This is a genomic window from Croceicoccus sp. BE223 (genome assembly GCF_031457155.1).
Classification (GTDB): Bacteria; Pseudomonadota; Alphaproteobacteria; order Sphingomonadales; family Sphingomonadaceae; genus Croceicoccus.
In genome coordinates, this window is record NZ_JAVDWB010000004.1 from 1 (window position 1) to 12,513 (window position 12,513).

10 protein-coding genes and 1 pseudogene are annotated in these 12,513 nt (G+C 69.2%); 3 read left to right on the top strand and 8 right to left on the bottom strand.

Annotation, left to right across the window (positions count from 1 at the left end; all coding sequences use genetic code 11):
- A pseudogene (locus J2X37_RS09330) lies at positions 1 to 150 on the top strand (phosphotransferase family protein); the annotation flags it as partial.
- Here the strand turns inward: J2X37_RS09330 and J2X37_RS09335 are convergent.
- Together J2X37_RS09335 and J2X37_RS09340 are read right to left on the bottom strand one after the other, a co-directional pair.
- Positions 147 to 599: a YaiI/YqxD family protein gene (locus J2X37_RS09335; protein WP_310020376.1), complete on the bottom strand. Its 453-nt coding sequence runs from the start codon at positions 597 to 599 to the stop codon at positions 147 to 149. The pseudogene J2X37_RS09330 and the gene J2X37_RS09335 sit on opposite strands and share 4 nt — an antisense overlap.
- 11 nt (positions 600 to 610) lie before the next feature.
- Positions 611 to 2,581, bottom strand: coding sequence for a DEAD/DEAH box helicase (locus J2X37_RS09340; protein ID WP_310021087.1), 1,971 nt, complete (start codon positions 2,579 to 2,581; stop codon positions 611 to 613).
- A gap of 474 nt (positions 2,582 to 3,055) precedes the next feature.
- On the opposite strand from J2X37_RS09340, the gene purU reads away from it, so the two are divergent.
- Both purU and J2X37_RS09350 read left to right on the top strand, forming a co-directional pair.
- Positions 3,056 to 3,910, top strand: coding sequence for a formyltetrahydrofolate deformylase (purU, locus tag J2X37_RS09345; RefSeq protein ID WP_310020378.1), 855 nt, complete (start codon positions 3,056 to 3,058; stop codon positions 3,908 to 3,910).
- Between the two features lie 177 nt (positions 3,911 to 4,087).
- Positions 4,088 to 6,394 carry an EAL domain-containing protein gene (locus J2X37_RS09350; RefSeq protein WP_310020381.1) on the top strand — a complete coding sequence of 769 codons (2,307 nt, stop codon included), beginning with the start codon at positions 4,088 to 4,090 and terminating at the stop codon, positions 6,392 to 6,394.
- Between the two features lie 196 nt (positions 6,395 to 6,590).
- On the opposite strand, the gene J2X37_RS09355 is transcribed toward J2X37_RS09350, so the two are convergent.
- The 6 genes from J2X37_RS09355 to J2X37_RS09380 all read right to left on the bottom strand — a co-directional run bounded on the left by J2X37_RS09355 (position 6,591) and on the right by J2X37_RS09380 (position 12,503).
- Entirely contained in the window at positions 6,591 to 7,694 is a 1,104-nt protein-coding gene (locus J2X37_RS09355; RefSeq protein ID WP_310020382.1) for an ionic transporter y4hA, read from the bottom strand.
- A 59-nt stretch (positions 7,695 to 7,753) separates the two neighbouring features.
- Positions 7,754 to 8,047 carry a hypothetical protein gene (locus tag J2X37_RS09360; RefSeq protein WP_310020384.1) on the bottom strand — a complete coding sequence of 98 codons (294 nt, stop codon included), beginning with the start codon at positions 8,045 to 8,047 and terminating at the stop codon, positions 7,754 to 7,756.
- Positions 8,048 to 8,123: 76 nt separating this feature from the next.
- Positions 8,124 to 8,498, bottom strand: a complete 375-nt coding sequence (locus J2X37_RS09365; protein WP_310020386.1) for a YkvA family protein — start codon at positions 8,496 to 8,498, stop codon at positions 8,124 to 8,126.
- Positions 8,499 to 8,512: 14 nt separating this feature from the next.
- Positions 8,513 to 9,190, bottom strand: a complete 678-nt coding sequence (gene purQ / locus J2X37_RS09370; RefSeq protein ID WP_310020388.1) for a phosphoribosylformylglycinamidine synthase subunit PurQ — start codon at positions 9,188 to 9,190, stop codon at positions 8,513 to 8,515.
- 2 nt (positions 9,191 to 9,192) lie between these two features.
- Positions 9,193 to 9,426: a phosphoribosylformylglycinamidine synthase subunit PurS gene (purS, locus tag J2X37_RS09375; RefSeq protein ID WP_310020391.1), complete on the bottom strand. Its 234-nt coding sequence runs from the start codon at positions 9,424 to 9,426 to the stop codon at positions 9,193 to 9,195.
- 275 nt (positions 9,427 to 9,701) lie between these two features.
- A complete protein-coding gene (locus tag J2X37_RS09380) occupies positions 9,702 to 12,503 on the bottom strand; it encodes an insulinase family protein (protein WP_310020393.1) in 2,802 nt (933 codons plus the stop codon).
- Positions 12,504 to 12,513 lie beyond the last annotated feature (10 nt).

Here is a 12,513-nt window from a genome sequence, read left to right on the forward strand (position 1 = left end):
TTCCAGTTCTTCCGGCTTGCCGCCATCTTCCACGGCATCAAGGGCCGCGTCATCCGCGGCACCGCCGCCAACGCCCAGGCTCAGGAGCGCGCCAAGGCCTTCCCACGCCTCGCAACTCTCGCCGCACAGGCCGTGGAGCGCTGTCGCTAGGCGCGGTTCAGGCGCACGATCTCGCGGTCTAGCGCCTGCAGGAAGTTCGAACGGTCGGCCTTTGAAAACGGCTTGGGCCCGCCGATCTGCTCCCCGCCCGCTCGCAAGTCGGCCATGATCGCGCGGGTCGCGATGGCGCCGCCGATCGAGCCGGTGGTGAACGGCTTGCCGGTGGGGGAAAGCACCGTCGCGCCGGCCTTCAGCGCGCGGTCGGCGAGCAGGATGTCGGCCGTCACCACCAGCGAACGCGCGTCGGCCAGTTCGACGATGCGGTCGTCGGCGGCGTCGAAGCCGTCACTCACCACCTCGCGGCTGACCAGCGGGCTTTCGGGAACGCGCATCCATGCATTGCTGACGACCACAACGCTCGCGCCGTGACGCTGGGCGACCCGGTAGATCTCGTCCTTGACCGGGCAAGCGTCGGCATCGACGAGGACGGTGACCGTCACGCCCGCAGCCCTCAGGCCGGATCGCGGCGACCAGGCCGGCCGCCGGCGGGACCCTTGCGGAACGGCTTTGCGCCGCCCGGCTTGACGCCAAAGGGCTTGCCACCGGGAGCGCCGGGCTTGGCCTTCCACGGCTTGGCACCGGGCTTCGCGGGCTGGGCATCATCGCGACGCTCATAGGGCCGCGCCTCGGCGCGTTCGCCGCGCGGGCCATCGGCCTTCGGACCCTGCCCGCGATGCGGCTTGGGCTTGTGCCGCGGACTGGCCGATGCGCCGGGATTTTCGGCATCGCGGCTGTCGTTGCCGGCACGGCGGTCGCGGCGATATTCGCGCGGACCGTCGTGACTGCGTTCGCGGGACTCTTCGCGCGGCGCTTCGGACGGCTCGATGCGCGATCCCTCGCGGTCTTCCTCTCCGCCAGCGGTCCTTTCCAGCGTGGCGGCAAACTTGGCGGCGATGGCGGTCGGCACCTGAAACCAGGTATCACTGGGCCCGATGCGGATCGCGCCGACCTCGTTGCGGGTGATGTGGCCGCGGCGGCACAGCAGCGGCAGGATCCAGCGCGGATCGGCGTTCTGACGCCGCCCGATGTCGAGCCGGAACCATTGTACGTCCTCAAACCCGGGACGCTGGCGTTCCTTCTGCGCGGCGCGGCGCGCCTCGGGCGAATTGTCGGTCAGTTCCTCGGGCTGCGGCATTGCGGCGCGGTGGGCGCGGACCAGTGCGGCGGCGATATCCTCGGCCGAGCGTTCGGCCAGCAGCCGTTCGGCCAGCGCGCGGTCCTCGTCGTCGAACTCGACCGGGGCGAGGAGGGCGGCGATCAGCCTCTCGCGGTCCTGCTGGCGGATCATCTCGGGGGTCGGCGCCTCGATCCATTCCGCTTCGATCCGCGCACCGCGCAGCATCGATTCGACCCGGCGGCGGCGGGTGTAGGGCACGACGATGACCGCGGTGCCCTTCTTTCCGGCGCGGCCCGTGCGGCCCGAACGGTGCTGCAGCGTTTCGGCATCGCGCGGGATCTCGACATGAACGACGAGGCTGAGCGTGGGCAGGTCGATGCCGCGCGCGGCGACGTCGGTGGCGACACAGACCCGCGCGCGCCGGTCGCGCAGCGCCTGCAGCGCATGGTTGCGTTCCGACTGCGAATGTTCGCCCGACAGCGCGACGACGGCGAAGCCGCGTTCCTGCAGGGTGGCGTGCAGATGGCGCACGTTGTCGCGCGTGGCGCAGAACAGGATCGCCGTCTCCGCTTCGTGATAGCGCAGCAGGTTGACGACGGCAGCCTCGATTTCGGAGGGGGCGACGGTCATCGCCTGGTAGGCGATGTCGCCGTGGCCGCGATCGTCGCCCACGGTCGAGATGCGCAGCGCATCGTTCTGATACCGCCGCGCCAGCGCGACGATGGGCTTGGGCATCGTGGCCGAAAACAGCAGCGTGCGGCGATCCTCGGGCGTGGCGTCGAGGATCTCCTCAAGGTCCTCGCGGAAGCCCATGTCGAGCATCTCGTCCGCCTCGTCGAGCACGGCGACCTTCAGTTGGGACAGGTCGAGCGCCCCGCGCTCGAGGTGATCGCGCAGGCGGCCCGGTGTGCCGACGACGATGTGCGCGCCGCGGCTAAGGGTCCGCCTCTCCTTCGAAGCGTCCATGCCGCCGACGCACGTGGCGATGCGCGCCCCGGCGCTGGCATAGAGCCAGGCCAGCTCGCGGCTGACCTGCAGGGCCAGTTCGCGCGTCGGCGCGATGACCAGCGCCAGCGGGGCAACGCCGAAGGGAAGCGACTGCCCGCCGACGCTATCGCCCAGCAGGTCGCTGGCGAAGGCAAGCCCGAAGGCGACGGTCTTGCCCGAGCCGGTCTGCGCCGAAACGACGAGGTCGCGGCCGTTCGCCTCTTCGGCAAGGACCGCGAACTGGACCGCGGTGGGCGCCTCGTAGCCGCGTTCGGCAAGGGCTTGGGCTAGGACGGGGTGGACATTGGAAAAAGTCATCGTGCTCACGCAGGTTGGCCACGGCGGGTGGCCGGGGAAGGGGCAATCGGGTTTTGCGACCGGGGTCAAGCGCCACCGCCGGGCCGGGCCGGAAAAGTGGACGATCGTGGCCCGCAGGGGTTCCGGTTCGGGCCGTTCGGGCCGCCCATACAGGCAAATGGCGCGTTTGGCTTGCATTCTTTTCGCCTTGCAGCGCGTGGCATGCCGCGAACGGCGAGAGGAACGAAGACCTCTCCCCGTTTCCCAGAGGAAGTGGCTGCGCCGCGCGACAGGTACGACTAGCCCATCGGGCGGTCGATGACCCGCTTGGGCAAGTGCTCAACGGCCGGACGCGCTTTCGCTGATCCAGCGATATGCAGCCGCTTCGGCACGGCCTGACTTCGAAGCTGGCGCGAGAGGTGGACTTCGCGGTCGCACCCCGTTAACCCGCCGCAGCGATCCATCGCGCGTCAACCTGATCGACCGGGAGCAACCGTGCCGAAGAGTTTCGTTCTCAGCCTGTCCTGCCGCGATCGTGCGGGTCTTGTCGCCAGGGTCGCGGGCTTCCTCGCCGCGCTGGGCGGCAACATCACCGAAGCGCAGCAATACAACGACCAGGCGACCGAGCGGTTCTTCATGCGGGTCGAATTCGATCCGGGTGAGGTGAGCCTCGAGAATTACCGCGCCGGTTTCGCGCCCATCGCGGCGGAAGCGGGCATGGACTGGCGGTTGCGCGACCAGGACGAGTTGCGCAAGGTCGTGCTGATGGTGTCCAAGTTCGACCATTGCCTCGCCGACCTGCTCTATCGCAACCGCATCGGCGAACTGCGGATGGACATTGCGGCGATCATCTCCAACCATCCGCAGGCGGCGCTGGGCGCGTCGCATATCGAGGACATTCCGTTCCACCACCTTCCCGTGACCGCCGCGACCAAGCCCGACCAGGAAGCCGCGGTGAAGCGGGTTATCGAGGAAAGCGGCGCGGAACTCGTCGTCCTGGCCCGCTACATGCAGATCCTGTCAGACGATCTCGCCCGGTTCCTTTCGGGCCGGTGCATCAACATCCACCACTCGTTTCTGCCCGGCTTTAAGGGCGCGAAGCCTTATCACCAGGCGCATGCGCGCGGGGTGAAGATGATCGGCGCGACCAGCCACTACGTCACCGGCGATCTCGACGAAGGGCCGATCATCGCCCAGTCGGTCGAGCCGGTCAGCCATTCCGACACGCCCGATATGCTGGTCGCCAAGGGGCGCGACGTCGAACGTCGGGTGCTTGCCCGCGCGGTGCGCGCCCATCTCGACGACAGGGTCTTCCTGAACGGTAACAGGACCGTCGTTTTCGAAAGCTGAGGCTGGGCACCGGTGCCTCGCGGCCCGTGCAAACAGGCGTGGCGGCGTTTACCCTTAATCAACCCTGTTTGGCTTAAGCCTTGGGCCATGTTGGGGTCATTTCTTTCCAGAAAGCGCGCCACTGCCGCGCCGCCGCCCGATTTCGAGGATTCCTTCGCGGGCGAAGGCCGCCCAGGCATGGCCGCCCGGATCATGGGCAGGCTGCGCGGGGCGGAGGAGAAGCCGGGCCGCCTGACCGGGCTGCAATACGGCGCATTGTCGCGCGGGGCGGGGCTTCGTTTTGCGGTGTTCGTTGCTGCCGCGCTGCCTGCCATCTCCATCTGGATGACGGCGGCGGGCGGCATGATCGCGGCCGGCTGGTTCGTCGTCATCGTGATGATGGCGATGGCGCTGATGCGGATCGAACGCACGTTCGCCGATGCCGAACGCCGCCAGCTATCGGCAGAAGAGCTGCGCAACCATCTCGCGACGGTGGGCGCGGCAGGCGCGGTCTGGGCCGCGCCGATGCTGATCTTCCCCGCCGCGCTCAGCACCGGGGGCGCGCCGCAATATGCCGTCGTCGTCATGCTGATCGGCGTCTTCGTCCTGTCGCTGTCCGTCGTGCCGACCGCGGCGCTGGTCTTCATCGGCATCTTCGGCATCGGCGGCGCGATCGGCCCGGCGATCCACGGCGATTTCCTTGCCGCTGCGGCGCAGTTGGCGTTCAGCGCGGTGATCGCGGGCGGCGCGCTTGCCCTCTCGCGGCTCTACCTGCGCCTGCGCCTGACCGAGGCGAGCCTGGCCGAAAAGGCCGAGACCGTCTCGCTGCTCCTCCACGAGTTCGAGGAAAACAGCGCCGACTGGCTGTGGAGCGTCGACAGTTCGCGCCGGGTGCGCGGCGTGTCGCCCCGCTTCGCCCACGCCCTGCAGATGCACGGTCACGAGGCCGACGGCCAGCCGTTGCTGCGCCTGATCGCGGGCGAAGGCTGGGAAACCGGCGCGCTGCCCTCTTCGCTTCGCGACCTTGCCGAACGGCTGAAGCGCCGCGAATCGTTCTCCAACCTCATGGTCCGCGTCAACGTCGGCAACCGCAGCCGCTGGTGGGAGCTTTCGGGCACCCCTAAGTATGACGAGCACGGCCAGTTTTCGGGCTTCCGCGGCGTCGGTTCCGACGTGACCGAACAGCGCGAATCGGCGGAAAAGATCGCGCAGCTTGCTCGCTACGACCAGCTGACCGGCCTGCCCAACCGCATGATGCTGACCGAGGCGCTGGGATCGGCGCTGCAGCGGGCCGAACAGTGGCGCACGCGCTGCGCCTTCCTGATGATCGACCTCGACCGGTTCAAGGCGGTCAACGATACGCTCGGCCACCAGATCGGCGACGAACTGCTGGCCCAGGTCTCCCGCCGCCTGCGCGTGCTGATGGGGCCGCAGGACACCTGCGGACGCCTTGGCGGCGACGAATTCGCGGTCGTCATGGCCGACGTCAACGATCGCAACGCGGTCGACCGGATGGCCCACGCGATCATCGACGTGCTGTCCAAGCCCTACGACGTCGATCACCACACCCTTTACGTCGGCGCCTCGGTCGGCTCGGCGGTCGGGCCGCGCGATGCGCGCACGGTGGAAACGCTGATGCGCAACGCCGACCTCGCGCTCTACCGTTCGAAGGACGAGGGCGGCGGCAGCCACTTCGCCTACGAACCGCAGATGCACGCCCATGCCGAGGAACGGCGCAAGCTGGAATTCGCGCTGCGCCACGCGCTGGAGCGGGACGAGATGTCGCTCGCCTTCCAGCCGGTGGTCGATGCCGTGACCGAGCGGGTGATGAGCTTCGAGGCGCTGATCCGCTGGAACTCGGCCGAATTCGGGCCGATCAGCCCCGCCAAGTTCATCCCGATCGCGGAAGACACGCGCCTCATCGTGCCGATCGGCGAATGGGTCCTGCGCCGCGCCTGCGAGGAAGCGGCGCGCTGGCCCGGCAACATCCGCATCGCGGTCAACGTGTCGGCCGAACAGATGCTGGACGCGAGCTTTGCCAGCACGGTCGTGTCCGCGCTGGCCAGCAGCGGGCTGGCTGCCGAACGGCTCGAGCTGGAAGTCACCGAATCCATTTTCCTGCGCGATGGCGGCGCGGCGCAGAACACGCTGTCGCAGATCCAGTCGCTGGGCTGCGGCATCGCGCTCGACGACTTCGGCACCGGCTATTCATCGCTCGGCTACCTGCGCAACAACCGCTTCTCGACGATCAAGATCGACCGCAGCTTCGTGCAGGGCGCGGCCAAGGACAGCCCGGAATCGCTCGCCATCATCCGCGCCGTCGTCGCCATGGCCGACGCGCTCGACATGACGACCACGGCAGAGGGCGTGGAAAGCGAGCGCGAGCTGGACCGTATCCGGCAGCTGGGCTGCACCAAAATCCAGGGCTTCCTGTTCGGCCGCCCGATGGGCGCGATGGAGGCGGCCTCGCTGCTCGCCCGCGATGCGGAGCGGCGTTACGCCTGAGCGGGAGCCGATTCGGGTGACAAAGGCGACACCGTGTCTCCCGCCCGTCCGCCCGAGGGTCCGGCGCGATCGCCGGGGTTCTGGCTTGGGGTGACAGGTGACACCTTAGCGGCGACGCGCATTTCGACGATGACCAAAGAGCCGGGCGCACGATGGCGCGGCGGCGCCGTGTAGGACAGCGCTTTCCCCCGCGCCGCTAGGGCACCACCGTGGTGAAGAGGTAAACGCCGAAGATCACCAGGTGGACCATGCCCTGCAGCACCGTCGTCCGCCCCGTCGCCAGCGACTGCGTGGTGACCAAGAGCGTCAGCAGCAGCAGCACCGTGCCCTTGCCGGTGAGGCCGAGGGCGATCGGTAGGTCGATCATGATCGACACCACCGCCACCGCCGGGATCGTCAGGCCGATGGTGGCGAGCGCCGATCCAAGCGCGAGGTTGATGCTGGTCTGCAACCGGTTGGCGAGCGCGGCGCGGGTCGCCGCGATGCCTTCGGGGGCCAGCACCAGCGCGGCGATGACCACGCCGACCAGCGCCTTGGGCATACCGGCGGCGGCCACGGCCTCGTCCAGCGGCTTCGACAGCGCCTTGGCCAGCAGCACCACCGCGCCGAGGCTGACGACCAGCAGTGCCGCGGACACGATCGCGCCGCGTCTGGATATGTGCGCCTCGCCATGGTCGTCGTCCGTCCCGGCACCGGTGCCCGCCTGCTTGCCCGCCGCCGCATCGGGTTCGGGCCGCAGGAAATAGTCGCGGTGCCGCACGGTCTGGACCATGACGAACGTGCCGTAGAGGATCAGCGACACCACCGCGACGAAGATCAGCTGCGGCACGGCATAGACCGGTCCCGGCTCGCTGACGGTGTAGTTGGGGAGCACGAGGCTCAGCACGGTCAGCGCCGACAGCACCGCCAGCGCGGCGCTGACGCCGGTCTGCTGGAAATCCTGCTCGTGATGCTTCAACCCGCCGATCAGCAGGCAGACGCCGAGCAGCAGGTTGAGAATGATCATCACCGCCGCGATCACCGTGTCGCGCGCCAGCGTCGCCGATCCTTCGGCCGATCCGAGCATCAGGGTGACGATCAGCCCCACTTCGAGCACGGTGACGGAGAGCGCGAGGATGAGCGTGCCGAACGGTTCGCCGACCCGGTGCGCGATGACTTCGGCATGGTGAACCGCCGCCATGACCGTGCCGCCCAGCACCAGCCCGGTGAGAAGGACCGGCGACAGCCCGGCCAGCGACAGGATGGCGACGAGCGCCGCGAGCAGCGGCACGACGATGGGCAGAAGGGCAAGCGGGCGCATGGGTAACGGACCTAACCGGTCCGACGCGAGCGGGCAAACCGCAATGCGACGCGCGTGTTTCAGCTATCGTGCGGGGCAGCCAGGTCGCCCGTCGGCGCGGTCCGCCAGCGGCGGGTCAGCAGCCGTAGTGCCGCATAGTTCACGGCCATCGCGATCAGGATGACCGCCACCGTTACCGCCATCGGCACGTCGCCGAGGAATTCGAGGACGAGGATCAGGGGCAGGGCGAGGATGAAGGCGAAGACCACCGCCAGCGGATCGGCATCGTCGCCCGCCACCGCCGGCAGCCCCGCGACGAGGATGCCGAGCGAGATGATCGCGAGCACGAGATAGATGGCAGGCAGGTGTCGCACGGTCGCTCTCCCCCGCGAAGGACGCCGCGCATTGTGCGCCCGGACGTGCCGCGCGGCAATGGCCCTTGTCGGCCCGTCACGAATGGCGGGCGGCGATGAGGCGCCAGGCGAGCACGGCGGCAAGGGCCCAGAGCGCGAGGACGGCGACCAGCCCGGCGGTGGAACGCGGCCGGGCGAGGCTTTCCGCCCGCAGCCGCAAGTCGGCCATGACCGCGGGCGGAACCAGCCGCAGCACCAGCCAGATCCCGGCGGGCACGATCAGCAGGTCGTCGAGAAGCCCCAGCACCGGGATGAAGTCGGGGATGAGGTCGATCGGCGAGAGCGCGTAGGCGGCGACCGCGCCCGCCAGCAGTTTCGCGCCCCACGGCACCCGCGGATCGCGCGCGGCGAGCCAGAGCGCGATGACGTCGCGCTTCAGTCCCCTTGCCCAGGATTTCAGCCGGTCGAGCATCCCGGCGGCGCGGATCAGGCGACCGAAAGCCCGGCAAAGACGCTTTCGAACAGGGCGCGACCATCGCTGCCGCCGTGGGCGGGTTCGATCATCCGTTCGGGGTGCGGCATCATGCCCAGCACGTTGCCGGCATCGTTCAGCACGCCGGCGATGTCGCGCGCCGATCCGTTGGGATTGTCGAGATAGCGGAACGCCACCCGGCCTTCGCCCTCCAGCCGATCCAGCGTCGTCTCGTCGGCGTAGTAGTTGCCGTCGTGGTGCGCGACCGGAATGGTGATTTCCTGCCCCGCGGCGTAGTGCGAGGTGAACAGCGACTGGTTGTTACCGACCGAAAGACCGACTTCGCGGCAGACGAAGTGGATGCCCGCGTTGCGCATCAGCGCGCCGGGCAGCAGGCCGGTTTCGGTCAGCACCTGGAAGCCGTTGCACACGCCCAGCACCGGGACGCCGCGCGCCGCGGCATCGGCGACGGCGCGCATGATCGGGCTTTTCGCCGCCATCGCGCCGCTGCGCAGGTAGTCGCCGTAGGAGAAGCCGCCGGGCACGGCGATGAAATCGATGCGGTCGGGCAGGGCCGCGTCGCCGTGCCAGATGCGCAGCGCGGGCTTTCCGGTCACCGCCTCGATCGCCACCGCCATGTCGCGGTCGCAGTTGGAACCGGGGAAGGTGATGACGCCGGCGGCGAGGGCCATGGTCAGGCCACCTTCTCGATGCGGTAGTTCTCGATCACCATGTTGGCGAGCAGCTTGCGGCACATCTCGTCCAGCGCCTCGTCCGTGGTGTCGTCGGCGACGTCGAGGGCTATGAGCCGGCCGGCCCGCACGTCGTTGACCCCGGCAAAGCCGAGCCCTTCGAGCGCGTGGTGGATCGCGCGGCCCTGAGGATCGAGCACGCCGGGCTTCAGACTGACGTGGACGTTGACCTTCATGCGCTGCGCCTTTCGCGTGGTGGGATGCCGGGACCGCTCGGCGCGGCCCCGCGTTTGCCGCGCCTATGCCCCGGTCGCGGCCATTTCACAAGCGGTGCGTGAAGGCGCGCGGTTCTGGTCGCGGCCAGCGGTGCGGGACACGAAAAAACCCCGGCCCGCGTCGGGGCCGGGGTTGTCAGTGCATGGTGGAGGACGTGGTGTAGCGAGCGGCGCGAGCGATGCAAGCTTGCCGGTCCGGGCCTGCCGGTAAGGGCCTGCCGGTCGGGGCCTGCCGCTCAGGTTGTGCCGGTCGTGCCCGGCAGCGCGGGTTCGGCCGCGCCGGTGGGGATCGCGACGATTTCGACCGCGCCGCCCGCCGGCAGCCAGCGACGGGCCGCGGCCTGAATGTCGGCGGGCGTGATCGCCTCGGCGCGCTTGCGATAGGCGGCGAAGCGCTCGATTCGCTCGGGCCTCGTCTGCGCCCGTTCGACAAGGCCGATCCAGCCGCCGTTGGTTTTCAGCGCGTTGTCGTAGCGTTCGAGCGCGGGTTCGCGGGCGCGTTGCAGGATGTCGGCGGAGACCGGCGCGTCGCGAAGTTCCGCCATCGCCGAATGGATCGCGCCGAGCGAAGGGGCGATCCGCGCGTAATCGACGCCGACGGTGACGACGAAGAAGCCGAAGCCGGGATAAGTCTGGCTGAGGCTGCTGGTGACGTCGGGCGAATAGGCTTGGCCCAGTTTTTCGCGGATCTCGTCGTTGAGCACGACCTGCGCGACCTTTTCCAGCATGTCGAGCCGGATCGCGACTTCGGGGTCGCTGTCGTCGGTGGTGGGCCAGAAGGCGCGGATCATCGCCTGGTCCGCCTCGCCGCCGTGGCGCACGAAGACCGGCCCGCGCCGCGCGGTGAAGCTGCGCTGCCGCCCTTCGGCACGGGGCAGGAAGGCCGGTTCGCGCATCGGCAGCGCGCCCAGCGTGCGGGCGACCGTGGCGATGGCGTCCTCCTCCGCAATGTCGCCGACGATGCCGATCTCGATCGCGCCCCTGGCAAAACGGTCGCGGATGGCGGGGCCGTAGGTTTCGAATTCCAGCGCCTGGTAGGCGGCGATCGGCTGAGTGGTGTAGCGCGGATCGCGGTCCGAGATGATCTCGTACTGGTGCGTCCCGATCGACGCGCCGGCGGTCGCCTCCATCCGGGCGAAGCGGTCGGGCAGGCTGCGGCGATAAGCGGCCAGCGCCTCGGGCCGGAAGCCGGGATCGGTGAGATAGGCCGAGACGAGGTCGAGCTGCAGTTCCAGGTCGCGCGGTGTCGTCGCCCGGCTGCTGACGAAGGCGTCGCCGAAGGGCTGGATGCCGATGCCGACGTTGCGGCCCGCCAGGATCGAATCGAGTTCGTCGGCGCTGTGCCTCTCGAGCCCGCCCGCCGGGATGCTCGTCACGAGTTCGACCGCCAGCGGATCGCGCGGCGTTTCGAGCAGTTGCCCGCCCTCGACCGCGACGCGCACCAGCACGCGGTCCTTTTCGTTGTCGGTGCGCTTGACGTTCAGCCGGACGTTGTTGGCAAAGCGCACCTGGCGGATGCCCAGCACCGGATCGCGGGTGTCGGCGACGACCGTGCCGGGGGTGCCGAAATCGGTGTAGGCGAACGTCCCGGTGGTCGGCGGGGCGACATCGGCCAGCGGCGCCTGCATCGCCGTGCGCCATGCCGCCCGCAGCGCGGTCGCGCCGCCCTTCGGCTCGCTGCGGCCCGTATAGCGGATCATCGCGGTATCGAGCGGGACATGCTCGGCCTTCATCGCCGCCAGCACCGCCGCCGGGGTCGCGCTGTCCTTCAGCGGCAGCAGCGTCGCCAGCTTCTGGCTCGGCAGGTCGGGGATGGCGCCTTCGTCGAAGAAGCTCATCAGGTCGTTGGTCAGCGCGCCGTTGCTGCGCGTCGCCTCGCTCGCGGCGGCATCCTCGTAGGCGGCGACGAGGCGGCCCAGCTGTTCGGCCACTTCGCCTTCGCTGAAGCCGCCGGCCAGCGCGCGGCGGTATTCGGCGACTGCGGCATCGATGCCGCGCTGCCAGCGGCCTTCCTCGGTATCGACGATGAGGCGGCTCATCCGGCCGACGCGGAAGGTATCCACCGTGCCGAAGCCCGCGCCCTTGAACGGCGGGTCTTCCTGCCGCGCAAGGCGGGCGAGGCGGCGGTTGACGATCGCTTCGCCGATCCAGGCGAGAACCTCCTGCCGGCGCTCCTCGATCGTGTCGGGCGCGATCCGGGCCTCGCCCTCGCGCGTGGCGGTGACGCGTTCGGACAGCGCGGGGTGGAGGAAAATGTCGACCGCCGGTTCGCGGGCAAGGTCGGGCTGGCCGTATACCCGTTCGGGCGCGGGCGCCGGCTTCGCCTGCCAGTCGGCGAAGTGCCTGGCAATCGCGGCCTCCACCGTGTCGGGCGGAAAATCGCCGACGATGGTGAGAACCGCGCGTTCGGGCCGGTAGTGGCGCGCCCAGAACGCCTTCAGCGTTTCGGAAGTCGCCGCGCCGATCGTCTCCACCGTGCCGATCGGCATGCGGTCGGCCATGCGGATCTGCGGCATCTCGAACGCGATGCGGTCGACAAGGTCGAGATAGCCGTAAGTGTTGCGATCGCGCCGTTCGGACAGGACGACGCCCTTCTCGCGCTCCACCGCTTCGGGGGCGAAGGTCAGCTCGCTGCCGGTTTCGCGCATCAGCATCAGCGCGGTGTCGAGCAGCGCCGGATCGTTCGTCGGCAGGCTCAGCTTGTAGGTCGTCGTTTCCAGGTCGGTGGAGGCGTTGGTGTCGGCGCCGAACGACAGGCCCTTGCGTTCGAGCAGCGCGATCATCTCCCCTTCGGGAACGCGGGTCGATCCGTTGAAGGCCATGTGCTCGACGAAATGGGCAAAGCCCAGTTCGCCCGCATCCTCGTCAAGCGAACCGACATCGTAGCGCAGCCGCACTTCGGCGGTGCCGGCGGGGGTGGCGTTCTGGCGGATGACATAGGCCATGCCGTTGGGCAGGCGGCCGAAGCGCATCGCCGGATCGGGCCGGACATCGCTCTGCGCCAGGATGCGTTCGAACGGCGGCAGGCCGGATCGCATCGGCTCTGCC

Excerpts from the sequence above, each read along its gene's own strand:
- J2X37_RS09340 (WP_310021087.1), bottom strand. The coding sequence starts at position 2,581 with ATGACTTTTTCCAATGTCCACCCCGTCCTAGCCCAAGCCCTTGCCGAA.
- J2X37_RS09380 (WP_310020393.1), bottom strand. The coding sequence starts at position 12,503 with ATGCGATCCGGCCTGCCGCCGTTCGAACGCATCCTGGCGCAGAGCGAT.
- J2X37_RS09355 (WP_310020382.1), bottom strand. The coding sequence starts at position 7,694 with ATGCGCCCGCTTGCCCTTCTGCCCATCGTCGTGCCGCTGCTCGCGGCG.
- J2X37_RS09350 (WP_310020381.1), top strand. The coding sequence starts at position 4,088 with ATGGCCGCCCGGATCATGGGCAGGCTGCGCGGGGCGGAGGAGAAGCCG.
- purS (WP_310020391.1), bottom strand. The coding sequence starts at position 9,426 with ATGAAGGTCAACGTCCACGTCAGTCTGAAGCCCGGCGTGCTCGATCCT.
- purQ (WP_310020388.1), bottom strand. The coding sequence starts at position 9,190 with ATGGCCCTCGCCGCCGGCGTCATCACCTTCCCCGGTTCCAACTGCGAC.
- J2X37_RS09365 (WP_310020386.1), bottom strand. The coding sequence starts at position 8,498 with ATGCTCGACCGGCTGAAATCCTGGGCAAGGGGACTGAAGCGCGACGTC.